Below are 21359 nucleotides of genomic sequence, written 5' to 3' on the forward strand. Positions count from 1 at the left end.
AAGCCGCCTCCCACATTTGAACTGCGGTGCTTAGGCGATTGGGTAACGCTTGAATGCCGCATGCTGCTCCAGCCGCTCGGCATGCCGTTGCAGGTTCTGGAACGCATCGGCCTTGACCACCGACGCCACGGTGAACTGGCTGAACGACCATGCCACCGCCGCCGTGATCGACGCCTGGGTCAGTGCTTGGCTGTCGCCCAGTTGCTTGTCCAGCAACGCATAGGCCGCGAGCAATTGGCCGGTTACGCGCTCAAGCCACGGTGCATGCAGTTTCTCGGCCGGGCGCAGGTTGTGTTCATAGACGATCTGCACGCTCTTCTCACAGGCTGCCAGCGCCAGTCCCAGAACGTGCAAGTCCTTGGCAAGTGCCGCCGGTTGCTGGGGCAGCAGCTTCCTGTCAGCCGGCGCCAAGGCTTCGAGGTAATCCAGGATCAGGCTGGAGTCCATCAGCACCGTGCCATCGTCCAGCACCAGGGTCGGGGCCTTGACCACCGGGTTGATCTGCGCAAATTCGTTGAAGGTGCGGAACACGGACAAGGGTTCATGCACGAAATCGACCCCGTACAGGTCCAGGGAAATGGCTACGCGCCTTACGTAAGGCGAGTCCAGCATGCCGACCAGTTTCATGAAGCCTCCATTGCTGTCAGGGTGACAAGCCCAAGAGATTAAGGGCACTCGGTCGCCCGGCGCAATTGCTGATACGCCTGCACCAACTGCTCCAGGCTGAACGCCAGGTTGCGCCCGCTGGGGTTGGGCAGCACCCACACTGACGCACCGCCCAGCACCTTTGGTTGCAAGCCCCAGGCGATCTCGCGCTGGCCGCTCAAGGCGCTGTAGCCGGGCTTGCCCAGGAACGCCACGAAGCGCGGCGCGCAGTGGCGGATCTTCTGTTCGAAGCCCGTCGCAGCCTGTGTGAACTCATGCCGTGCCAATTCGCCCGCGCTGGCCGTGGGGCGTTCCACCAATGTGGTCAGGCCGCAGTGGTAGTGCAACAGCGTGCGGCCGTGTTCGGGGAGGATTTCATGGGGAGTGAACCCGGCCAGATGCAAGGTGCGCCAGAAGCGGTTGCTGCGGTTGGCGAAATGCAGGCCGAGGGCGGCCGAACCCTTGCCGGGATTGACGCCGCAGAACACCACGTTCAGGTGGTTGGCGAGGATGTCGTCGAGCCCGGCGCTCATGCCGGGCTCCTGAAACCCTGGCGGCTGGCGCCCGGCGGCTGCCCGGTGATGCGTTTGTAGGCGCGGCTGAAGGCCGCCTGGGAGGTATAGCCGAGGCGGTACGCCACTTCTTCGATGGGCAGCCGCTCCAGGGTCAGCCACTGGCTGGCGAGGCGCATGCGCAGTTCGGTCACGTAACGCAACGGGGGAACCCCCAAGGTGGCCTGGAAACGATCCGCGAACACCGAGCGTGAGGTATGACAGTGCGCCGCCAGCTCGGCCACGCTCCAGTCGCGCCCCGGTTGCTGGTGCAGGGCGAGCAGGGCACCGGCCAGGCGGGTGTCGCGCAAGGCGGCCGCCAGGCCCGACGCATTGGCGCAGGCGCACTCGACCCAGCCGCGCACGATCATCGCCGCCACCACATCGGCCAGGCGCGCAAGGATGCCGGCATAACCGACGCGGGCGCTGGAGACTTCGCGTTCCATCACCGCCAGGATCGGCATCAGGCCGGGGTAACGCTGGCCTGCGGCGTCGATCAGCATCAAGGCCGGCATCAAGTTGCCGAGGCCCTGGATGCTGTCGAGTTCGAACTCCATGCAGGCACTGAACAGCAGGGTGCTGGAGGGAGCAAAGGGCGAGGCATTCACCGCGCACACCGTATCGCCCAGCGGTGCGGCGTCGAAGCTGGCGATGTCCTGCACGGGGTGATCCGGTTTGGATAACAGCGCGTGGGCGCCACCGTGGGCGATAAACACCGCATTGCCGGCCGACAACTCAAAGAGGCTGCCGTCGTGCAGGCGCAGGGTCGTGCAGCCGGCGGCCAGAAAATGGAAATACGCATGGCCCGGCTTGGCCGCAAAGCTGATGCCGAACACCGGCCCGGCCTGGATGCGCCGGTACTGCACGCCGCGCAGGCGCATGCTGCGCAGCAGTTCGTTGATCAGCTCGGAGGACAGGGTGAACGCGTTGTCGGCTGGCATGTTCGGGGTTTCGGTCAAGAACTCAAGGGTTTGAATCATAGATCATCCTGAAGGCGGAACCTAGACTGGCCGTCACGCTAATGCTTGAGGATGTCTTGTGATGAATGATTGTGTGTCCCATGCCCCTGTCGATGGCAGGGCAGAACCGACCGCGCCGGCCTGGATGGCGGTGTTTTCCCTGGCGATGGGCGTGTTCGGCCTGCTCACCGCGGAGTACCTGCCGGCCAGCCTGCTGACGCCGATGGCCTTGGACCTGGGCGTGTCGCAAGCGTTGGCCGGGCAGGCGGTCACGGTCACGGCGGTAGTGGCGTTGTTCGCCGGTCTGCTGGTGCCCGGCCTGACGCGCGGCATCGACCGGCGCCTGGTGCTGCTGGGGTTCTCCACGCTGATGATTGCGTCCAACCTGCTGGTGGCGTTCTCGTCCAGCCTGCTGGTGCTGTTGTTGATGCGCATCCTGCTGGGCATTGCCCTCGGCGGTTTCTGGAGCATGGCGGCGGCCGTGGCGATGCGCCTGGTACCGGCGGCGTTGCTGCCCCGTGCGCTGTCGATCATCTTCAGCGGCATTGCGGTGGGTACCGTCGTCGCGGTGCCGTTGGGCAGCTACCTGGGTGGCCTGTACGGCTGGCGCAGTGCATTTGTGGCGGCGGCCGCCGTCGGCGTGGTGACCCTGGCGTTCCAGCTGTTCACCCTGCCGCGCCTGGCACCCAGCGGCACCGCACGCCTGCGCACCGTGCTTGATGTACTGCTGCGCCCCGGCATTGCCATCGGTATGTTCGGCTGCGTGTTGGTGCACACCGGGCACTTCGCGCTGTTTACCTACATTCGCCCGTTTCTGGAAAGCACCACCGGGGTCGGCACCCAAGGGCTGGCGTTGATGCTGCTGGGGTTTGGCGTGGCGAACTTTGTCGGCACGCTGCTGGCCGGTTGGTTGCTGGTGCGCAACCCCCGGGGAACCCTGGTGTTGATGCCGGTCGTGGTGGGCGTCGCGGCGTTGGCCCTGGTGGTGCTGCCCGCGTCACTGCCGGGTCAGGCAGTGCTCTTGGTGCTGTGGGGCATGGCCTTCGGCGGTGTGCCGGTGGCGTGGTCCAACTGGGTGGCCCGTGCGGTGCCGGATCAGGCGGAAAGTGCCGGTGGCATGGTGGTCGCTTCGGTGCAATCGGCAATCGCGGCGGGTGCGGCGGGCGGGGGCGCGCTGTTCAGTGCCACCGGCATCGACGGGGTGTTTCTGGGCGCGGGTTGCTTGGTGCTGTTGGCGGCATTGTTGATCGCCCTGCGCGTGCAGGTGCCCCGGCACGCTGCGGTAGGGAGTGTGACGCACCACCCGTCTTTGGTTTAGTCTGAAACGCTTCGTTGATCGCAAACGCTTCTGGAGTCGTAAGCATGACCGAGTATGTACCCCCGAAAGTCTGGACCTGGGACACCGAAAGCGGCGGCACCTTCGCCAGCATCAACCGGCCCATCGCCGGTGCTACCCACGACAAACAACTGCCCATCGGCAAGCATCCGTTGCAGCTGTACTCCCTGGCCACGCCCAACGGGCAGAAGGTCACGATCCTGCTCGAAGAGTTGTTGGCACTGGGGCACAGCGGCGCGGAATACGATGCGTGGCTGATCAAGATCGGCGACGGCGACCAGTTCGGCAGCGGTTTTGTCGGGGTCAATCCGAACTCCAAGATCCCGGCCTTGATGGACCACGGCGGCGCCACGCCGATTCGTGTATTCGAGTCCGGCGCGATCCTGCAGTACCTGGCCGAGAAGTTCGGCGCGTTCTTCCCCACCGAGCCGGCGGCCCGTGCGGAGTGTTTGTCGTGGTTGTTCTGGCAGATGGGCAGCGCGCCTTACCTGGGCGGTGGCTTCGGGCATTTCTACGCGTATGCGCCGAGCAAGATGGAATACCCGATCAACCGCTTCGCAATGGAAGCCAAGCGTCAGTTGGACGTGCTGGACAAGCGCCTGGCGGTGAGCGAGTACATTGCCGGGGATGAATACACCATTGCCGACATTGCGATCTGGCCGTGGTATGGCGGGTTGGTCAAAGGCCGCTTGTATGGCGCGGCGCAGTTTCTGGCGGTACACGAATACAAGCATGTGCAGCGCTGGGCGGACGCGATTGATGCGCGGCCGGCGGTGCAGCGGGGGCGGCGGGTGAATCGGGTGTCGGGCGAGCTCCAGGAGCAGTTGGCTGAGCGGCATGACGCAAGCGACCTGGACTGATTGAGATCCAAGTGTGGGAGGGGGCAAGTCGAATCGTCGCACCGCCCCTCCCACATTTGGTCTCGCTGCCTTCGGGTTATTTGTAGCGCTGTTCGAACACCGCTACCTGCTCAGGCTTGATGAGTTCAAACGGCACCCACACTTCCGACTCGATCGGTTCACCCTTGATCATCTTGATCGCCGACTCCACCGCCTTGGTCGCCTGGGCCTTGGGGTCCTGGAACACCGACGCCGCCAGCATCCCGCGCTTGACCGCCGCCAGCCCGTCCGGCAAACCGTCGATACCGACAATCGCCACTTCGCCCTTGGCCTTGCCCGATTGCTGCAACGCCATGGCCGCGCCAATCGCCATTTCATCGTTGTTGGCAACGATGGCATCGAACTGGGTGCCCGCCAGCAGCCAGTTGCTGGTCAGGTCCATGCTTTTGCTGCGCTGCCATTCGGCGCTTTGCTGTTCAACCACGTTGATGCCCGGAAAGTCCTTGAGCACCTGTTTGGCGCCTTCGGTGCGGTCGTGGGTGGCATTCTGCGCAAGGTCGCCCATGATGATCGCCACGGTGCCCTTGCCACCGAGTTTTTCCGCCAGGTAACGCATCTGCAATTGCCCGGCCTCGATGTCGTTGGAGGCCACGGTGACTACGCCCTTGGGCAGCGTGCGTTCATCCGGGTGGCGGTTGACGTACACCAGCGGCGTCTTGGCGGCCACCGCTGCACGGGTCATGTTGGCGGTGGCGGAGGTGTCCACCGGCAGCACGATCACCGCGTCGACCTTTTGGTTGAGAAAGCCTTCGACCTGGTTGAGCTGGCGCACCACGTCGCCCTGGGCGTCTTCGAACTGGATCTGCACACCGTGCTGCTTGGCGGCGCTGTCCAGGCCGTTGCGTACGTAGGTCATGAAATTGTCGTCGACCCGGGCAATGCTCACGCCGATACGGTAATCGGCGAAGGACCATGGGCTGACCAGCAGCAACAGCGTGGCAAGGATCAATGAATAGCGATGCATGAGGGTGTTCCTTTTATTGTTATAGGGTGAACGCTTGACGAAAACGCTCCAGGGCCAACTCGCTGTCGCCGCTGGCCCAGCCTTCCAGGCCGACCACGCCACTGTAGCCTATGCCATGCAAGGCCCTGGCGATGGCCGGGTAGTGGATTTCGCCGGTGCCTGGCTCTTTGCGCCCGGGCACGTCGGCCACCTGGATCTCACCGATGGCGGAGCCTGCGCGCTGGATCAGTTCGATCAGGTTTCCTTCGCCGATCTGTGCGTGGTACAGGTCCAGGTTCATCTTCACATGCGGGCTGCCCACGGCTTCGATCAGCGCCAATGTGTCCTCGGCGCGGGCGAATGGAACGCCGGGGTGGTCGACTTCGGTGTTGAGGTTTTCCAGCAGGAACACTCGGCCGGCGTCTTCACCCAGGCGGGCGATTTTCTCCAGGGTCTTGCAGGCGCTCAGCCACATGCGGCCGGTGGTCTGGCTCACGGGCTGCACTGGCAGGCCGCCGTCACCCAGGCCGGTGCCGTGCAGGTTGAGACTGGGGCAGTTCAGGCGTGCGGCGATGCCTAAAGATTCCCGGGCACTGTCGAGCAACTGGCGGATGCCGTCGGGGTCGGTGAGGGTGCCGCTGATGTAGCCGGTCATGGAGGTGAAATCAGCACCCGTGGCCACCAGGGCGTCGATGTCTTTGTGGGTCCAATCCCAGATTTCGGCACTGAAGCCCAGGGCGTGAATGCGTTTGACGCGCTCGACGAAGGGCAGGTCGAGGAACACCATCTCGGCACTGATCGCCAGCTTGAACGGGATCATACGGCCACCGCCTTGCCTTGCTCGAACGAGGTGATGCAAGCGCGGGCAATTGCCAGCGCCGCACGTGCGTCTTCGCCGCTGGCCAGGGGTTTGGCGCCGGTGCGCAGGCAGTCGACAAAGTGGTTGAGCTCGGCAACGTACGCGTCGCGCAGCAGGTCGGTGTCCAGGCGCTGGGTATCGGCCTGGATGCCTTGGGCCAGGTAGCGTGTGAGGTCGGACTCCTGCACGCCGCCCATGGTCAGCATGCCGGCGCTGCCGAATACTTCGCCGCGCACGTCGTAGCCATACACCGCCTGGAAGTTGGCTTCGGCGGTGGCAATCGCACCGTTATCGAAGCGGATCGTGACCACGGCGGTGTCGAGGAACCCTTTGCTTTTGTATGCCGGGGCGATCAGCGCGTCGGCCATTACGTGGACTTCTACGGCTTCGGCACCGGGGTTGAGGTAGCGCAGGGTGTCGAAGTCGTGGATCAGGGTTTCGAGGAAGATCACCCATTGCGGCGAGTTGGCCGGGTTGTTCAGCGCCGGGTCGCGGGTCAGCGAGCGCAGCAGTTGCGGGGTGCCGATACGGCCGGCCAGCACGTCGAGGTGCGCGGTGCGAAAGCTCTTGGCGAAGCGACGGTTGAAGCCGACCTGCAACGGCACCCGGGCATCGGCGGCGGCAGCGATGGCGCGGTCGGCTTCATCCAGGGTGATGGCCATGGGTTTTTCGCAGAAGATCCCTTTGCCGGCGCGGGCGGCGCTGATCACCAGTTCGGCGTGGCTGCGTGCAGGGGCGGCGATCAGCACGCCGTCGATGTCCGGGTCGTCGAGCAGCTGTTGCGGGTCGGTGTAGACCTTGTCCACGCCCAACTCGGCCGCCAGGCGTGCGGCTTGGCCTGGGGTAGGGTCGGCGATGGCGGCCAGGCTGGCACCGGGAATATGCCGCGCGGCAGTCAGGCCGTGGAAGCTGCCCATGCGACCAGCACCGATCAAGCCCAGGCGGATGTTCTGTGTACTCATGTGGTGACCCCTTCTTATTGTTGGCCTCAGGACAGTCCTGATGGGCAAAGGGGTAGGAGCAAAGGCTGTGCCAATTTATAACATGTTGATAATTATGGAGTTATCTGAAATTTATAAACAAAAAGTGTTCATTTTAATGACATGTCTATACTGACATGTCAAAAACATGAACATGGTTAAACATGATGAGCATGGCCTTCAGCGTCCAAGACCTTGATTACCTGACAGCCCTCGGGCCTGCTGCGCTGAATGACGGCCCGGTCGATGCGCTGGAACAGGCGTGGCGGGAGTGTCAGGCGGGGCGGGTGCAACGCCCGGCCGACGTGCGCCACGTGATCTGGGCGTCGTGGCGCCGCAGTGTCGAAGCCGGGATTGACCCTGCCGACAACCAGTATCGGTTTGTCGCGCCGCACAACCTGGCGACGATCCTGGTTACGCACCGGGTGCTGATCGAGGCGGCGGCTCAAGTCATGCACGGCCTGCTGGCCTACAACCCACGCGGGCATATCAACCTCACCGATGCCGACGGCACCACCCTGTATTTCTGCGGGCTGGACATCACCCCGGTGGGCAGCCGCCTGGCGGAGTCGGTACAAGGCACCAACTGCACCGGCCTGGCCCTGGCCGAAGACCGCCTGGTGTACGTGCTGGCTGAAGAAAATTTCGCCGTTGGCCTGCGCCAGCGCCGCATGCACTGCGCCGCCGCGCCGATCAAGAATGCCCAAGGCCAGACCTTGGCCATGCTCACCCTCACCGCCGAACCCGGCTGGTTCCACTTTCACACCCTTGGCACCGTACAAGCCGCTGCCGAAGCGGTTTCCCGCCAGATGGCCCTGCAAGCGCTGCTTGAAGAACAGCAAACCGTGCTCGAAGTGCTTAACGAAGGCCTGGTGGTGCTGGACGAGCGCGGTTGCATCAAGGCGCTCAACCGCTATGCCCGGCAACTGTTCCAGGTGGGGCCGGAGTTGGTGGGCAGCCCCTTCCAGCGCCTGGGGCGCAGCGAATTGAGCGACGCGCTGGGTGAGCCGGTGCGTGACCTCGATTGCACCTTCCACCTGCACGACCGCAGCCAACTCGCCTGCCTGGTCTCGGTGTGCCCGCTGGAGCAGGGCGGGGTGATCGTCTCACTGCGCGAGAACCGGCGCATCCGCGAAATCACCCGGCGCCTCGTTGGCACCCAGGCGCGCTACACCTTTGACACCCTCCAGGGCACCTCGCGGGCGATCCAGGACGCGCTGCACCTGGCGCGCATCGCCAGTCGCAGTGACGCCACCACCCTGATCCTGGGGGAAAGCGGCACCGGCAAAGAGTTGTTCGCCCAGGCGATTCACAACGCCAGCGAGCGCTGCAACGGCCCGTTCGTGGCGGTCAACTGCGGTGCGATTCCACGGGATCTGGTGCAGAGTGAACTGTTCGGCCATGTCGAAGGCGCGTTCACCGGATCGGCGCGGGGTGGCTCGGCGGGCAAGTTCGAACTGGCGGATGGCGGCACCATTTTCCTGGATGAGATCGGCGACATGTCCTTCGACGCCCAGGTCAGCTTGCTGCGGGTGTTGCAGGAGGGTGAAATTGCGCGAGTCGGCGCAAAAAGCGCACGCCAGGTGGACGTACGCATCATTGCCGCCACCCACCGCAACCTCAGCCAGGCCGTGGCCGAAGGCGCGTTCCGCGAAGACCTTTACTACCGCCTCAACGTTCTGAACCTGACCGTGCCGCCATTGCGCATGCGCCGCGAAGACATCCCGTTGCTGGCGCGACACTTCCTCACGCGCTGCGCACGTTCGTTGCGAAAATCGGTGCAAGGTTTCTCGCCGGAAGCCTTGGCCTTGCTCTCGTCCCACGGCTGGCCGGGCAACGTGCGCGAGCTGGAAAACGCCATCGAACGGGCGACCAACCTGGCGACGGGCGAACTCATCCAAGCGGCCGACCTACCCCTGGAAACCCGACCACGAGCCACGCTGCGCCATTACGAGCCCCAGCCCGCCCAAGACCTGAGCAGCCACGAAATGCACGCCATCATCGCCGCGCTCAAAAGCACCGGCGGCAACATCCGCCTGGCCGCCCAACAACTGAACGTATCGCGGGGTGGGCTGTACAACAAAATGAGTCGGTTTGGGCTGAGTGCCGGGGATTTTCGCGGCGTATAAATTCAAAATATGGCCATAGGTATCTACGCCGCGCTTAAAGGCTGACACATAACTCTGTGGTGAGCTGGCTTCTGTGGTGAGCGGGCCTCTGTGGTGAGCGGGCTTCTGTGGTGAGCGGGCTTGCCCCGCGCTGGGCTGCGAAGCGGCCCCAAAACCTGCCACTGCGATTTACCTGAAAAAACGCGGTGTTCTTAATGGGCCCGCTTCGCAGCCCAGCGCGGGGCAAGCCCGCTCACCACAGAAGCCAGGCCACCACAGAAGCCCGCTTACCACAGAGGCCATGCCACCACAGAAGCCAGGTCACCACAGAAGTCCGCTCACCACTACAGCGCGTTTGCCATAGATTGCGCATCCACCGGAAGTTATGTAGATACCTAGGCCTGTCCCGGGCAATCGCTTCAGTCACCCATATTTTCGGACGTCACAATCTGCGGCGCGATATGCACCCGATGCCGCACCGGATCAAACCCTTCGGCACTCTGCAACTCCACCAACAACTCCACCAGCGCCACCGCCGTTTGCCGTGGCTGTGAGTCCATCACCACATCAATCAAGCCCTGGCCCAGCGCTCGGCGTGACAGCTCGGTGGACTCCTGCAAGATGCAACACAGCGCCGGGCGCTTGGGCAGTTGCGCCAGGGCGCTGATGATGCCATCACCACCGCCGCCCACCACGCACAGGCCGCGCAGGTCGCTGTGGCGGCTGAGCAGGTCGAGGGTGGCTTCTTCGGTGATGTCGCAGTTGTCCAGGTTGATCAGCGGCTCCAGCGGCTTGAGCCCCGGCGCGTGTTCGGCCAAGTAGCTGTGCAGGCCTTCGACCCGTGCCTGGTGCCCCAGGAACCGGTGGCCGCCCAATAGAATCCCGACGCTGCCTTTGCGTGCGCCACACGTACGCGCCAGCAGCCAGCCCATAGTGCGCCCGACCAAGTGGTTGTCCTGGCCTACATAAGGTTCCAAGGCGTGTTCATGGATATCCGACAGCAGCGCGACCACCGGCACGCCGGCCTCGCGGATCTGTGCCAGGCACGCATTGATCAAGGGGTGGGCGAAGCTGACCACCGCCAGGGCATCACACTGCACGGCCAATTGCTCGATCTGCGCGACGATGGTGCTCGGTGTGCGATCAACAATGTAGTCGAACTGGCAAGTCAGGTTGGCCGTGGCGTGATGTTGCGCGGCGTCGCTGATCGACTGCGCCACGTGCGCATAGAACGCCTGGGCGGTGCCTAGCAGCAGAATGCCGAAGCGATAGGTGGGCCGGCGTTCGCGAATGCGCTGGCCAATCAACCGCGCAGCGAAATAGCCCACGGCTTCGGCGGCCTGGAATACCTGCTCGGCCGTTTGCGGATTGACCGGCGCACGCGCATTCAGCACCCGGTCGACGGTGGCCACACTCAGGCCCGCGTGGGCGGCGACGGTGGCGATGGTTGGGCGTTTATTGTTGTTCATGACAGCCCTCTTGAACGTCTTGATAGAAAACTATCAAGCCTCGCTGGGCCTGGATGATAGCTTGATAGGGAATGGATTCAAGGCCTTGAGGGTGATTTAGCGCTTCTCTATCGTTGGTCTGGCAAAGCACCAGAAACCACCCGCTTGCGGAGAACAATAACAATGCCTGAACACACCGCTCACACCGCCCGGCGCGACTACAGCCTGACCGGCCCCGAAGCCGCCCGCGCTGCCGAAAAAGGCCTGGTTTCGGCCAGTTGGTACCAATCGCCGATTTCCCGTAAACGCATGAAAGAACTCATGCAGCGCCGCGACGGCCCGGCCTTGCGCGACACCGCCATCTGGGTGAGCGCGCTGTTCGCCACCGGCTTCGGCGGCTACTGGTTCTGGGGCTCTTGGGCCTGCGTACCGTTCTTGCTCGCTTATGGCGTGCTCTACGGCACCGCCTCCAACCCGCGCTGGCACGAAACCGGCCACGGCACCGCGTTCAAGACGCGCTGGATGAACGACGCGCTGTATCAGGTCGCGAGCTTCATGTGCATCTTCGAACCCCATGTGTGGCGCTGGAGCCATGCCCGGCATCACACCGACACCATCGTGGTTGGCCGCGACCCGGAAATCGTCGAACCGCGTCCGCCGAGCTTCCTGATGATGTTCCTGAGCCTGTTCAACCTGCCGTTGGCGTGGAAAACCTTCAGTGGCGTAGCGCGTCATGCGGCGGGCCAGATGAGCGCCCAGGAAGCAGACTTCATTCCTGAATCCGAATGGCCCAAGGTGTTTCGTGCTGCGCGGATATGGGTGGGCATTTATGCGCTGGTCATTGGCACCGCGCTGTACCTGCACAGCTGGTTGCCGCTGATGCTGGTGGGGCTGCCGAGTATCTACGGCGCCTGGCTCGGCTACCTGTTTGGCCTGACCCAGCACGTGGGCTTGGCCGAAGACGTGCTCGACCACCGCAGCAACTGCCGCACCATCTACATGAACCGCGTGCTGCGCTTTATCTACATGGACATGAACTACCACCTCGAACACCACATGTACCCGATGGTGCCGTACCACGCCCTTGCGCAGTTGCACGAAGAGATCCGCAACGACTGCCCGCCGCCGTATGCGAATATTTTCGAGGCGTACAAAGAGATCATCCCGACGATCCTGAAGCAGCGCAGCGACCCGACGTATTTCATCCAGCGGCCGATTCGCCCGAGTGCGGAACCTGCCGCCAGTGCCCCACTGCATGCCGAAGCCGCCGCCAGCTGAACCCCATCTATAACAAGAGAAAGACGCCATGAACGATCAATGGATCGACGTCTGCGCCGTGGGCGAGATAGACGAAGAAGATGTGCTGCGCTTCGACCACGGGCCCCACACCTATGCGGTGTACCGCTCGGCCGAGAATGAGTTTTTCGCCACGGCGGGCCTGTGCACCCACGAGAAAATCCACCTCGCCGATGGCCTGGTGATGGACCACGTCATCGAGTGCCCCAAGCACAACGGGCGCTTTGATTACCGCACCGGCAAGGCCATGGGCGCGCCGGTGTGCGTCAACCTCAAGACCTACCCGGTGCGGGTCGAAGCGGGGCGGGTACTGCTCGCTGTCACGGCGTGATGATGAACGCCCCCCTGATCATCGTCGGCGCCGGCCATGCCGGTGGCCGTGCGGCGCTGACCCTGCGCGAAGAGGGTTACACCGGACGCCTGGTCTTGATCGGCGATGAGCCGCACGTGCCCTACGAGCGCCCGCCGCTGTCCAAAAGCCTGCTGCAGGGTACGGCGGACCTGGCGGCTTGCAGCCTGTGCGACAGCGCACGCCTGGCCGAATTGGGCATCGAGCATATCGCCGCCAACCCGGTGACGCAGTTGGAGCCGCAGCACCATCGCCTGCAACTCGCCGACGGCCAATGGCTGGCCTATGCCGGTCTGCTGCTGGCCACCGGCGGGCGGGCGCGACGTTTGCCCCAGGCGCAGGCCAATGTGCTTTACCTGCGCACCCATGACGAGGCCCTGGCCCTGCGCAGTGCCTTGGTTCCCGGCACACGGCTGGTGATTGTCGGCGGCGGGTTTATCGGCCTGGAAGTGGCCGCCACTGCCCGAGGCCTGGGGTGTCAGGTCACGGTGCTGGAAGCCGGGCCGCGCCTGGCGGGTCGGGTGCTGGCGCCAGTGATCAGCGCCGCGCTGCTGGACCTGCACCGCGCGCAAGGGGTGGATGTGCGCTTGAATGTGGCACTGCAATCCATCCACGACGACGCCGTGCAATTGGTCGACGGGCAACGGCTGCCGTGTGATTGGGTGGTGGTCGGCATCGGTATGCAACCCAATCTTGAATTGGCTGCCCATGCGGGGCTGGAGGTAGGGCAGGGCATCCGTGTCGATGCGCACCTGCGCACCAGCGCGCCGGACATCTATGCGGCCGGGGATGTCTGTGAGTTTCGCCTCGATGGCCTGTACCAACGCCAGGAAACCTGGCGCAACGCCGAGGCCCAGGGGCGGCATGCGGCGCTGAATATGCTGGGGCGTGAAGTGCCTTTCGAGGCGATCCCTGGCTTCTGGTCCGATCAATACGACTGGGGCGTGCAGACCGTGGGCGCGATGACCCCGCACATGATCAGTCGTACCTTGCCGGCCGGTGGCCTGCTGCTGTTCTACCTCGATGCCGACGGCCATTTGCAAGGCGCCTGCGGCTGGGCGCCCGGCAACAGCGTAGCCAAGGACATCAAGCTGTGTGAGCGCCTGATCACTGCGCGCACGGCGCTCAATCCGTCCAGCCTGGCAGACCCCGAGCTGTCCCTCAAACACTTGCTGCGGAGCTGATATGCGCCAATTTTTGGTATTTCAATCCCTATGGGCCATGCAAACCGAGCCCGGCTCGCTCGAAGCGCAGTTGGATCGAGTCGCCGCAGCCGGCTTCGACGGCATCACCGACCATTACTGGAAGGCCGCCGATGTCGCACGGCTGCATGCCGCCGCCGCGTCGCGGGGCTTGCAGATCGAAGGCCAACTGTTCCCGCAGTCGGTGGACGACTTGGCCGCCGCGCTGGATGTGATCAGCCGCTACGGCTGCCACCACCTCACCCTGCAAGCCGACGTGCGCCCGCGCACCCAGGCCGACGCGGCGCGGCTGGTCGAAGGCTGGCAACGCCTGGCCGAGCAGGTGGATTTTCCGGTGCTGCTGGAAACCCATCGGTATCGCCTGACCAACGATTTGCTGTTCACCCTCGACCTGCTGGCGCAAATGCCCGACTTGAAGCTGCTGGCCGACCTGTCCCACTACGTGGTGGGACGCGAATTGCCCGAGCCGGGCGCGGTGGAAGACGATGAGCAGATCCGCACGATCCTGCGCCACAGCTGGGGCTTTCATGGCCGCGTGGCCAGCAGTGAGCAGGTGCAGGTCTCAATGGCGTTCCCTCAGCATCAGGCCTGGGTCGAACGCTTTACCGGCTGGTGGCGCTACGGTATTGAAGACTGGCTGGCGCGCCCCGACACAGGGCAGAGCCTGTCGTTCACCTGCGAACTGGGCCCGCCGCCGTATGCGATTACCGGTGCGGATGGGCGTGAAATCAGTGATCGCTGGGCCGAAGCGTTGACGATGCAGGCGTTGATTCGCCAGGTTTGGAGCGACTGCCAAACCGGCCTCTAAAAACGGCATCCCACAGACGGGTGAGCCGGCTTTTTTGTAATGAGCGGGCTTCTTTGTGGTGAGCGGGCTTGCCCCGCGCTGGGGCGCGCAGCGGCCCTAAAACCAGCCACCCCGGTGTATCTGAAGAAACCCAGCTCACCACCACAGCTTCGAGTAGCTTGCGCGCTTTGGCACGGCTAGCGGCTATTGCCAGTAGAAAGGTTCACCGCTGTATTGGACTGTTCCGGCGATTTGTGAACAATGGCGCCCTGCGTTTTTTGACCGAGAGCCCCATGCCTGAAACCACCGTGGAATTGATCCAGACCGGCCCCGAAGAAGCCGAGCTGATCCGCAACCTCTACCAGTACTACGCCTACGAGTCGTCAGACTGGGAGCAGGAAGATGTCGAGGCCGACGGCCGCTTCTACATCCATGACGAGCACCTGAACCGCTACTGGCAAGACCCGCGCTGGAGCGCCAACCTGCTGCTGGTCGATGGCTTCATCGCGGGTTTCCTGTTGATCGAAGACAGTGAAGTGCCGGGCATCGACGCCCTGGAGCTGGCCGACCTGTTCATCCTCAAGCGCTACCGCCGCAAAGGCATTGGCCGCGCCATTGCCACCCAGGTGCTGTGCAGCGGCGAGGCCAATTGGTTGGTGCGCTTCTATGACCAGGACGAAGTGTCCCAGGCGTTCTGGCGCACGGTGCTGGACAGCCTGCCGCGTCCGGTACAGACCCTGGAACTGGACGATGAGCCGCAGTTGGTGAGCTATTTGATTACGCGTGCGTCCCTGCATTAAACGCCTGCTGCATCGCCTGGGGCGGCTGCCCGAACGCCCTTAGAAACGCCTGGCGCATGCGCTCGCGATCACCGAAGCCGGTTTCGCGGGCCACCACTTCCACCGGGTGACGACTGGTTTCCATCATCGCCCGGGCCGCTTCCACGCGCAGGGCTTCGATGGCTTTGGCCGGGGTTTGCCCGGTTTCTTCGCGGAACACCCGACTGAACTGGCGCGGGCTCAAGCGGGCGACATCGGCCAGGGCTTCCACGGACAGGTCATGGGTGAGGTTCTCGCGGGCGTAGGCCAGGGCCAGTTGCACGCGGTCGGACTTGGGGTCCAGTTCCAGCAGGGCCGACAATTGCGACTGCTCGCTGCCCCGGCGCTGGGCGATCACCAGTTTGCGTGCAATGCGCCGGGCAAGGTCGCTGCCCAAATCGGTCTCCACCATCGCCAGCGCCATGTCTACCCCGGCGCTCATGCCGGCGCCGGTCCACACCTGGCCGTCCACCACAAACAGTTTGTCTTCCTCCAGCTGGATGTCCGGGTAGCTCTTGCGAAACGCCGGGGCGTGAATCCAATGGGTGGTGGTGCGCTTGCCTTCCAGCAAGCCGGCTTCGGCCAGCACAAAAATGCCCATGCACAGCGAGGCCACGCGGCGTGATTGCGCCGAGGCGGCCTTGACCAGCTCCAGCAGGTTGGCCTCCGGCAGGCGGAATTCCAGGTAGCCGCTGACGATCAGCGTGTCATAGCCCTGGGGCCGAATCGGCGAGGTGTTCACCGAAAACCCCTGGGAGGTCATCACCGCGCCGCCGCTTTCAGAGACCAGGTGAAACTCATAGGCCGGCTCGCCGCGCAGCAGGTTCGCGCACTCGAACACCGAGCCCAGGCTGAGGCTCAGGGATTGAAAGTTCGGGTAAACCATCAGCGCAACGCTGTGCATCGTCATTCTCCAAGGGGCGCGGGAGGGTGGATTGTCGGCGCGTGCCGGGTAAACGGCAACCCACGCCGCTCATGTCCGTAATCCTTGCGCATCTGACATTGTGAGGGTTGGGCGCGGCCCCTAACATTCCCTCAACGCACTAGACGACTGGTCTAATCGGACGGAATGAAGCATGAACAGCGAAACCAAAAATGCACGACAGACCATTCTGGACACGGCGCAAGTGATTGTCGGCCGCAAGGGATTTTCTGCGGTGGGCCTGAACGAAATCCTTCAAGCCGCCGACGTGCCCAAGGGGTCGTTCTATCACTACTTCACCTCCAAGGATGGTTTCGGTGTGGTGTTGCTCGACACCTACTTCGACCACTACGTGCACGGCATGCAGCAACTGTTCGATCAGCAAGGTTTATCCCAGCATGCCAAGTTGATGCGCTATTGGGACGCCTGGATCGACAACCAGACAGGCTGCACCGAGGCGGGCAAATGCCTTGCCGTCAAACTGGGTGCCGAGGTGTCTGACCTTTCAGAGCCGATGCGTTTGGCCCTGCAGCACGGTACGTCACGCACCATTGCATTACTCGCTGTGGCGCTGCAGCGCGGCGTTGAAGACGGCTCGTTGCGGCTTCAATACCCGCCCCAGGACTTGGCCCAGCAGCTGTACGCGCTGTGGCTGGGGAGCAGCGTCATGAGCAAGATCACCCTTACATCCGCACCGTTTGATGAGGCGTTGCGGCTGACCCGACAGCTGTTGGGTCACCCTGAACACACTGACATTCACTGATCGAGGCACTGGAAAATGAACGTATTAATGGTACTGACCTCTCACGACCAGCTTGGCGATACCGGGCGCAAGACCGGCTTCTGGCTCGAAGAATTTGCCGCGCCGTATTACGCATTCAAGGACGCCGGCGCCGACGTGGTGCTGGCATCCCCGGCCGGCGGCCAGCCGCCGTTGGACCCGGTCAGCGACGAGCCGGATGCGCAAACCGAGCAGACCCGCCGCTTTGCCACCGATTCGGTTGCGCAGCAGGCGCTGGCCAACACCGTCAAGCTGGACACCGTCAATGTCGACGCGTTTGACACGGTGTTTTACCCAGGCGGTCATGGCCCGTTGTGGGACCTGGCGGAGTCGCCGGTGTCCATCGCCTTGATCGAAGCGTTTGAGCGTGCCGGCAAGCCGATTGGTTTTGTCTGCCACGCACCGGGCGCGCTGCGTCACGTCAAGGCGGTCAACGGTGAGCCGTTGATCAAGGGCCGTCGCGTGACTGGCTTCTCCAACTCTGAAGAAGAAGCCGTAGGCCTGACCAGCGTGGTGCCGTTCCTGATTGAAGATGAATTCAAGAAATTGGGTGGCAAGTATGAGAAGGGCGCCGACTGGGCATCCTTCGTGCTCGTCGATGGCTTGCTGGTCACCGGGCAGAACCCCGGCAGTTCCAGCGATGTGGCCAAGGCCCTGCTGAAACTCACCGCTTAACTTAATCAACCGCTCGATTCGTTGGCGACTCAATAGAGTCGCCACTGCTTTCGTGCGCCTCGAATTTGGAAAAAACCATGACCGACAACGTTTTAAGTACCCCGGTAAAACTGGGCCATCACACGCTGACCAACCGTGTCGTGCTGCCCCCGCTGACTCGCCAGCGCAGCGCTCAGCCCGGCGATATCGCCACCGACCTGATGGCCGAGTATTACCGCCAGCGTGCCAGCGCCGGGTTCATGGTCAGCGAAGGCACGCAGATTGAACCCCGTGGCCAGGGTTATGCCTGGACACCGGGCATCTACACGCCGGCGCAGATCGACGGCTGGCGCAAGGTCACCGACGCGGTGCATGCCGACGGCGGGGTGATCTTCGCCCAACTGTGGCATGTGGGGCGGGTCTCCCATAACGCCTTGCAGCCACACGGCGCGGCGCCGGTGGCGCCTTCTGCGCTGACGGCCTTGCAAGCCAAAGCCTTCATCGCCACCGGGCCTGGCGCCGGTGAACTGGTGCAACCCCCGGTGCCGCGTGCGTTGAGCACTGCCGAGGTCAAGCAACTGGTCGGGCATTACGCCCAGGCGGCGCGCAATGCCGTGGATGCCGGGTTCGATGGGGTGGAAATCCATTCGGCCAATGGTTACCTGGTCAATCAGTTCATCTCGGCCCATTCCAATACCCGTAACGATGAATACGGTGGCTCACTGCAAAACCGCCTGCGCTTTCTGCGTGAGATCGTCGAAGCAGTCAGCGCCGTAGTCGGCCCCGAGCGCCTGGGCGTGCGGTTCTCGCCGTTGTTCAGCGGCACCGACGAAGACCGTGTGTACATCGGCCTGGTGGAAGAAGACCCGCACCACACCTACATCGAAGCGATCAAGGTGTTGGAGGCGTCGGGCATCGCCTATGTGTCCATCGCCGAAGCCGACTGGGACAACGCGCCGATCCTGCCCGACAGCTTCCGTGAAGCCGTGCGCAGCAGCTTCAGCGGTCGCATTATCTATGCCGGTCGCTACACCGCTGAACGCGGCGCGAAACTGGTGGAAGCAGGCTTGGCGGATTTGATTGCGTTCGGGCGGCCGTTCATTGCCAACCCGGACCTGCCGCAGCGGATTTTCAAGGGCTGGCCGTTGAATCCGCTGCGCGAGGCGGGGATGTATGGTGGCGGTGAGGAAGGGTATATCGACTACCCCTCCCACAGTTGATATCGAGTGCCTGCCGGTTACGCGACCCGCAACACAATCTTGCCAATATGGTCCCCACCTTCCATCCGTGCATGGGCCTTGGCGGCGTTGGTGTAGTCAAACACCTGGTCGATGATCGGCAGGCAGCGCCCGGCGGCCAGTACCGGCCAGATGTATTCACGCAACTGTTCGGCAATCGCGGCTTTTTCTTCGCGGGTCCGTGCGCGCAGCAACGAGCCGGTGATCACCGCGCGTTTGGCGAGGATGCTTAGCAGGTCAACGTCATTGGCCTTGGCGCCGCCGAGAAAGCCCAGCATCACCAGGTGCCCGTCCATGGCCAGGGCCTTGAGGTTGTTGTTCAGGTACGAGCCACCCATGATGTCGAGGATCACATCCACACCCTGGCCATCAGTCTGTTGGGCGATGACCTCGGCAAATTCCTGCTCGCGGTAATTGATCGGCTCGGCGCCCAGCGTCGCAATGGCCGCGCATTTGTCGGCACTGCCTGCGGTGGCGAAGGCCTGGATGCCGAACTCGCGGCACAGCATCAGTGCGGTGGTGCCGATGCCGCTGGTGCCGCCATGGATCAGCACGCGCTGGCCGGTGTGTGCATCACCGAGGCCGAACAGGTTGGCCCACACGGTGAAGAAGGTTTCCGGCACGGCGGCGGCCTGAATCCAGTCCATGCCTTGCGGGATTGGTAAGGCTTGGCTGGCGGGCACTGCGCAAAACTGCGCGTAGCCGCCGCCGTTGGTCAGTGCGCAGACCTTGTCGCCCAGGCCGTATGCGCTCACGCCGTCACCCAGCGCCACGACTTCCCCGGCCACTTCCAGCCCTGGAATCGGGCTCATGCCGGGTTTCATCGGGTACTTGCCGGCGCGTTGCAGGGCGTCCGGGCGGTTGACCCCTGCGGCGTGCACGCGGATCAGGATCTCGCCAGGACCGGCCACAGGCACGGGCGCCTGGCGCGGTTGCAGCACCTCTGGGCCACCGGGGCGGGTGATTTCGATCAGGGTCATGTCGTTAGGGAGCGTCATTTGAAGTTACCTGTAGCGATGAGCGTATGGGTTGGGACCGCATCGAGCGGCCGGCGGTTCAGCAGGAACATGCCCAGTTCCAGCGCCAGGGCGACCACTATCGCCCCGGCGGCGATTATGAACAACAGCACAGGCTTGCAATCTTGCGCGCCGCTGCGTGGACACAATCGACGTCGATAACGTGTCAACCAACGGGGAGCGCATATGAACGAATCAAGACATCAGGATCTGGGGCTGTTGTTTCTGCGGGCCAGCGGGGCGTTGTTCCTGCTGTGGGTGCATGGTTTGCCCAAGGTGCTCAACTACAGCGAACAACTGCAGATGATCGAAGACCCGTTTCACCTCGGCGCCCATGTCACGCTGCTGCTGGCGATTTTTGCCGAAGTGCTGTGCCCGCTGCTGATCCTTGCCGGGGTGCTGGTGCGCCTGGCGTGCCTGCCGATCCTGGCGGTGCTGTTGATCGCGATGGTGGTGGTGCATCCGCAGTGGACAGTGTTTGAAGGGCAGTTCGGCTGGTTGTTGCTGATCATCTTCACCAGCGTGCTGATTGCCGGGCCGGGGCGCTTTGTGCTCGGCCAGCGTTTTGCCTGAATAAAAAAAGGCCGGGTAACCCCGGCCAAATAAGGAGAGCGGTTTCAGCGATTGAGGAACGCCAGCAAGTCTTCGTTCAACGCCTGGGCGTGGGTCACGGCGAACCCGTGGGGCGCATCCTTGTACACCTTCAACTCAGCGCCCTTGATCATCTCGGCCGCCACTTTACCGGTGGTTTCGAACGGCACGATCTGGTCGCCATCACCGTGGATCACCAGGGTCGGCACGTCGATCTTGGCCATGTCCGGGCGCCAGTCGGTTTCTGAGAAGGCGGTGACGCAGTCCACGGTCGACTTGAGGGACGCCAGCATGGCGATTTGCAGGGTCTGGGTCAGCGTGCCTTCGGAGACGGTCTGGCCCTTGTTGAGGCCGAAGAACGGGGTGTTGAAGTCCGCGATGAACTGCGCACGGTCCTTGAGCAGGCCGGCCTTGATGCCGGTGAATACGTCCAGCGGCACACCCTGTTGGTAATCCGGCTTCTGGCCGAAGATCGGCGTCACCGCACCCAGCAACACCAGCCCGGCAACCCGGGCGCTGCCATGCCGGGCGATGTAGCGTGCCACGTCACCGCCGCCCATGGAGAAGCCCACCAGTGTCACGTCCTGAAGGTCCAGGTGTTCGATCAACTGGGCGATATCGTCGGCGAAGGTGTTGTAGTCGTTGCCGGTCCACGGTTGATCAGAACGGCCAAAACCACGGCGGTCGAACGCGATGGTGCGGTAGCCACGGCTGCTCAGGTATTCCATCTGGTATTCCCACATGTCGGCATCCAGCGGCCAGCCGTGACTGAACAGCACGGGCTTACCGCTGCCCCAGTCCTTGAAATAGATCTGGGTACCGTCTTTGGCAACGAATGTGCTCATGGAAAACTCCTGGTTGAGGGGGGCGAGAAGACGCTGCCTCACTATTGCCGTAAACCTGACGAAGGGCTTGTACGGGTGTGCTCGGTTGAACGGTTCAGCGTCTATGCTGGTCCACTGACCTCCACAGTCTGA

General features: G+C 63.4%; 22 protein-coding genes and 1 pseudogene. 12 read left to right on the forward strand and 11 right to left on the reverse strand.

Translation table 11 applies throughout. The features are described from left to right. Window positions 1-30: 30 nt before the first annotated feature. The 3 genes from PspS35_RS12020 to PspS35_RS12030 are packed head-to-tail and all read right to left on the reverse strand — an operon-like array spanning window position 31 to window position 2137. On the reverse strand, window positions 31-627 hold the full coding sequence (locus tag PspS35_RS12020; protein WP_159934695.1) for a glutathione S-transferase: 597 nt from the start codon (window positions 625-627) through the stop codon (window positions 31-33). A gap of 38 nt (window positions 628-665) precedes the next feature. After that, a complete protein-coding gene (mug, locus tag PspS35_RS12025; protein WP_159934697.1) occupies window positions 666-1178 on the reverse strand; it encodes a G/U mismatch-specific DNA glycosylase in 513 nt (170 codons plus the stop codon). Next, a complete protein-coding gene (locus PspS35_RS12030) occupies window positions 1175-2137 on the reverse strand; it encodes an AraC family transcriptional regulator (protein ID WP_159938034.1) in 963 nt (320 codons plus the stop codon). The genes mug and PspS35_RS12030 overlap by 4 nt, the downstream gene beginning before the upstream one ends. Before the next feature lie 100 nt (window positions 2138-2237). Between PspS35_RS12030 and PspS35_RS12035 the strand changes: the two genes are divergently transcribed. Continuing rightward, window positions 2238-3473, forward strand: a complete 1236-nt coding sequence (locus PspS35_RS12035; protein ID WP_159934699.1) for an MFS transporter — start codon at window positions 2238-2240, stop codon at window positions 3471-3473. Window positions 3474-3517: 44 nt separating this feature from the next. Then, complete coding sequence (gene yghU, locus PspS35_RS12040; RefSeq protein WP_159934701.1) at window positions 3518-4351, forward strand: glutathione-dependent disulfide-bond oxidoreductase; 834 nt, start codon at window positions 3518-3520, stop codon at window positions 4349-4351. 76 nt (window positions 4352-4427) lie between these two features. Here the strand turns inward: yghU and PspS35_RS12045 are convergent, their stop codons facing one another. The 3 genes from PspS35_RS12045 to PspS35_RS12055 are packed head-to-tail and all read right to left on the reverse strand — an operon-like array spanning window position 4428 to window position 7154. After that, the gene (locus tag PspS35_RS12045; RefSeq protein WP_159934703.1) at window positions 4428-5354 is read right to left on the reverse strand and encodes a sugar ABC transporter substrate-binding protein; all 927 of its coding nucleotides are present in this window, start codon (window positions 5352-5354) and stop codon (window positions 4428-4430) included. A gap of 19 nt (window positions 5355-5373) precedes the next feature. Beyond that, entirely contained in the window at window positions 5374-6153 is a 780-nt protein-coding gene (locus PspS35_RS12050; RefSeq protein ID WP_159934705.1) for a TIM barrel protein, read from the reverse strand. After that, window positions 6150-7154 (reverse strand): Gfo/Idh/MocA family oxidoreductase, encoded by a 1005-nt coding sequence (locus PspS35_RS12055; protein WP_159934707.1) that lies wholly within the window; start codon window positions 7152-7154, stop codon window positions 6150-6152. The genes PspS35_RS12050 and PspS35_RS12055 overlap by 4 nt, the downstream gene beginning before the upstream one ends. Before the next feature lie 185 nt (window positions 7155-7339). Between PspS35_RS12055 and PspS35_RS12060 the strand changes: the two genes are divergently transcribed. Continuing rightward, the gene (locus PspS35_RS12060; protein ID WP_159934709.1) at window positions 7340-9301 is read left to right on the forward strand and encodes a sigma 54-interacting transcriptional regulator; all 1962 of its coding nucleotides are present in this window, start codon (window positions 7340-7342) and stop codon (window positions 9299-9301) included. 398 nt (window positions 9302-9699) lie between these two features. Here PspS35_RS12060 and PspS35_RS12065 read toward each other — a convergent pair whose 3' ends face one another. Next, complete coding sequence (locus PspS35_RS12065) at window positions 9700-10749, reverse strand: LacI family DNA-binding transcriptional regulator (protein ID WP_159934711.1); 1050 nt, start codon at window positions 10747-10749, stop codon at window positions 9700-9702. A gap of 162 nt (window positions 10750-10911) precedes the next feature. On the opposite strand from PspS35_RS12065, the gene PspS35_RS12070 reads away from it, so the two are divergent. The 5 genes from PspS35_RS12070 (at window position 10912) to PspS35_RS12090 (ending at window position 15162) form a co-directional block, all read left to right on the forward strand. Next, on the forward strand, window positions 10912-12006 hold the full coding sequence (locus PspS35_RS12070; RefSeq protein WP_159934713.1) for a fatty acid desaturase family protein: 1095 nt from the start codon (window positions 10912-10914) through the stop codon (window positions 12004-12006). 28 nt (window positions 12007-12034) lie between these two features. Beyond that, window positions 12035-12355 carry a MocE family 2Fe-2S type ferredoxin gene (locus PspS35_RS12075; RefSeq protein ID WP_046036525.1) on the forward strand — a complete coding sequence of 107 codons (321 nt, stop codon included), beginning with the start codon at window positions 12035-12037 and terminating at the stop codon, window positions 12353-12355. 2 nt (window positions 12356-12357) lie between these two features. After that, window positions 12358-13557 (forward strand): FAD-dependent oxidoreductase, encoded by a 1200-nt coding sequence (locus PspS35_RS12080; protein ID WP_159934715.1) that lies wholly within the window; start codon window positions 12358-12360, stop codon window positions 13555-13557. A gap of 1 nt (window position 13558) precedes the next feature. Next, window positions 13559-14383: a sugar phosphate isomerase/epimerase gene (locus PspS35_RS12085; protein ID WP_159934717.1), complete on the forward strand. Its 825-nt coding sequence runs from the start codon at window positions 13559-13561 to the stop codon at window positions 14381-14383. A gap of 272 nt (window positions 14384-14655) precedes the next feature. Further along, a complete protein-coding gene (locus PspS35_RS12090; protein ID WP_159934719.1) occupies window positions 14656-15162 on the forward strand; it encodes a GNAT family N-acetyltransferase in 507 nt (168 codons plus the stop codon). Here PspS35_RS12090 and PspS35_RS12095 read toward each other — a convergent pair. After that, entirely contained in the window at window positions 15140-16084 is a 945-nt protein-coding gene (locus PspS35_RS12095) for a GlxA family transcriptional regulator (protein WP_159934721.1), read from the reverse strand. The genes PspS35_RS12090 and PspS35_RS12095 overlap by 23 nt on opposite strands. 172 nt (window positions 16085-16256) lie before the next feature. Here PspS35_RS12095 and PspS35_RS12100 point away from each other — a divergent pair. The 3 genes and pseudogenes from PspS35_RS12100 to PspS35_RS12110 all read left to right on the forward strand — a co-directional run bounded on the left by PspS35_RS12100 (window position 16257) and on the right by PspS35_RS12110 (window position 18757). Beyond that, window positions 16257-16884 (forward strand): annotated as a pseudogene (locus tag PspS35_RS12100) (TetR/AcrR family transcriptional regulator). Next, a complete protein-coding gene (locus tag PspS35_RS12105; RefSeq protein ID WP_159934725.1) occupies window positions 16881-17558 on the forward strand; it encodes a type 1 glutamine amidotransferase domain-containing protein in 678 nt (225 codons plus the stop codon). The pseudogene PspS35_RS12100 and the gene PspS35_RS12105 overlap by 4 nt, the downstream one beginning before the upstream one ends. A 77-nt stretch (window positions 17559-17635) precedes the next feature. Next, a complete protein-coding gene (locus PspS35_RS12110) occupies window positions 17636-18757 on the forward strand; it encodes an alkene reductase (protein ID WP_159934727.1) in 1122 nt (373 codons plus the stop codon). 17 nt (window positions 18758-18774) lie between these two features. Here PspS35_RS12110 and PspS35_RS12115 read toward each other — a convergent pair whose 3' ends face one another. Together PspS35_RS12115 and PspS35_RS30525 are read right to left on the reverse strand one after the other, a co-directional pair. Next, window positions 18775-19773, reverse strand: coding sequence for an NAD(P)H-quinone oxidoreductase (locus PspS35_RS12115; protein ID WP_159934729.1), 999 nt, complete (start codon window positions 19771-19773; stop codon window positions 18775-18777). Further along, entirely contained in the window at window positions 19770-19904 is a 135-nt protein-coding gene (locus PspS35_RS30525) for a hypothetical protein (protein WP_275113845.1), read from the reverse strand. The genes PspS35_RS12115 and PspS35_RS30525 overlap by 4 nt, the downstream gene beginning before the upstream one ends. 73 nt (window positions 19905-19977) lie before the next feature. On the opposite strand from PspS35_RS30525, the gene PspS35_RS12125 reads away from it, so the two are divergent. Next, entirely contained in the window at window positions 19978-20364 is a 387-nt protein-coding gene (locus tag PspS35_RS12125; RefSeq protein ID WP_159934731.1) for a DoxX family protein, read from the forward strand. A 44-nt stretch (window positions 20365-20408) separates the two neighbouring features. On the opposite strand, the gene PspS35_RS12130 is transcribed toward PspS35_RS12125, so the two are convergent. After that, on the reverse strand, window positions 20409-21227 hold the full coding sequence (locus tag PspS35_RS12130) for an alpha/beta hydrolase (RefSeq protein ID WP_159934733.1): 819 nt from the start codon (window positions 21225-21227) through the stop codon (window positions 20409-20411). Window positions 21228-21359: the final 132 nt, after the last annotated feature.

This window comes from Pseudomonas sp. S35 (genome assembly GCF_009866765.1).
In the GTDB taxonomy this organism is placed as follows: domain Bacteria; phylum Pseudomonadota; class Gammaproteobacteria; order Pseudomonadales; family Pseudomonadaceae; genus Aquipseudomonas.

Coding starts and splice junctions, on each gene's coding strand:
- PspS35_RS12030 (WP_159938034.1), bottom strand. CDS start 2,137: ATGCCAGCCGACAACGCGTTCACCCTGTCCTCCGAGCTGATCAACGAA.
- PspS35_RS12090 (WP_159934719.1), top strand. CDS start 14,656: ATGCCTGAAACCACCGTGGAATTGATCCAGACCGGCCCCGAAGAAGCC.
- PspS35_RS12105 (WP_159934725.1), top strand. CDS start 16,881: ATGAACGTATTAATGGTACTGACCTCTCACGACCAGCTTGGCGATACC.
- PspS35_RS12085 (WP_159934717.1), top strand. CDS start 13,559: ATGCGCCAATTTTTGGTATTTCAATCCCTATGGGCCATGCAAACCGAG.
- mug (WP_159934697.1), bottom strand. CDS start 1,178: ATGAGCGCCGGGCTCGACGACATCCTCGCCAACCACCTGAACGTGGTG.
- PspS35_RS12095 (WP_159934721.1), bottom strand. CDS start 16,084: ATGCACAGCGTTGCGCTGATGGTTTACCCGAACTTTCAATCCCTGAGC.
- PspS35_RS12045 (WP_159934703.1), bottom strand. CDS start 5,354: ATGCATCGCTATTCATTGATCCTTGCCACGCTGTTGCTGCTGGTCAGC.
- PspS35_RS12080 (WP_159934715.1), top strand. CDS start 12,358: ATGAACGCCCCCCTGATCATCGTCGGCGCCGGCCATGCCGGTGGCCGT.
- PspS35_RS12065 (WP_159934711.1), bottom strand. CDS start 10,749: ATGAACAACAATAAACGCCCAACCATCGCCACCGTCGCCGCCCACGCG.
- PspS35_RS12110 (WP_159934727.1), top strand. CDS start 17,636: ATGACCGACAACGTTTTAAGTACCCCGGTAAAACTGGGCCATCACACG.
- yghU (WP_159934701.1), top strand. CDS start 3,518: ATGACCGAGTATGTACCCCCGAAAGTCTGGACCTGGGACACCGAAAGC.
- PspS35_RS12125 (WP_159934731.1), top strand. CDS start 19,978: ATGAACGAATCAAGACATCAGGATCTGGGGCTGTTGTTTCTGCGGGCC.
- PspS35_RS12070 (WP_159934713.1), top strand. CDS start 10,912: ATGCCTGAACACACCGCTCACACCGCCCGGCGCGACTACAGCCTGACC.
- PspS35_RS12020 (WP_159934695.1), bottom strand. CDS start 627: ATGAAACTGGTCGGCATGCTGGACTCGCCTTACGTAAGGCGCGTAGCC.
- PspS35_RS12050 (WP_159934705.1), bottom strand. CDS start 6,153: ATGATCCCGTTCAAGCTGGCGATCAGTGCCGAGATGGTGTTCCTCGAC.
- PspS35_RS12115 (WP_159934729.1), bottom strand. CDS start 19,773: ATGACGCTCCCTAACGACATGACCCTGATCGAAATCACCCGCCCCGGT.
- PspS35_RS12055 (WP_159934707.1), bottom strand. CDS start 7,154: ATGAGTACACAGAACATCCGCCTGGGCTTGATCGGTGCTGGTCGCATG.
- PspS35_RS12075 (WP_046036525.1), top strand. CDS start 12,035: ATGAACGATCAATGGATCGACGTCTGCGCCGTGGGCGAGATAGACGAA.
- PspS35_RS12035 (WP_159934699.1), top strand. CDS start 2,238: ATGAATGATTGTGTGTCCCATGCCCCTGTCGATGGCAGGGCAGAACCG.
- PspS35_RS12060 (WP_159934709.1), top strand. CDS start 7,340: ATGAGCATGGCCTTCAGCGTCCAAGACCTTGATTACCTGACAGCCCTC.
- PspS35_RS12130 (WP_159934733.1), bottom strand. CDS start 21,227: ATGAGCACATTCGTTGCCAAAGACGGTACCCAGATCTATTTCAAGGAC.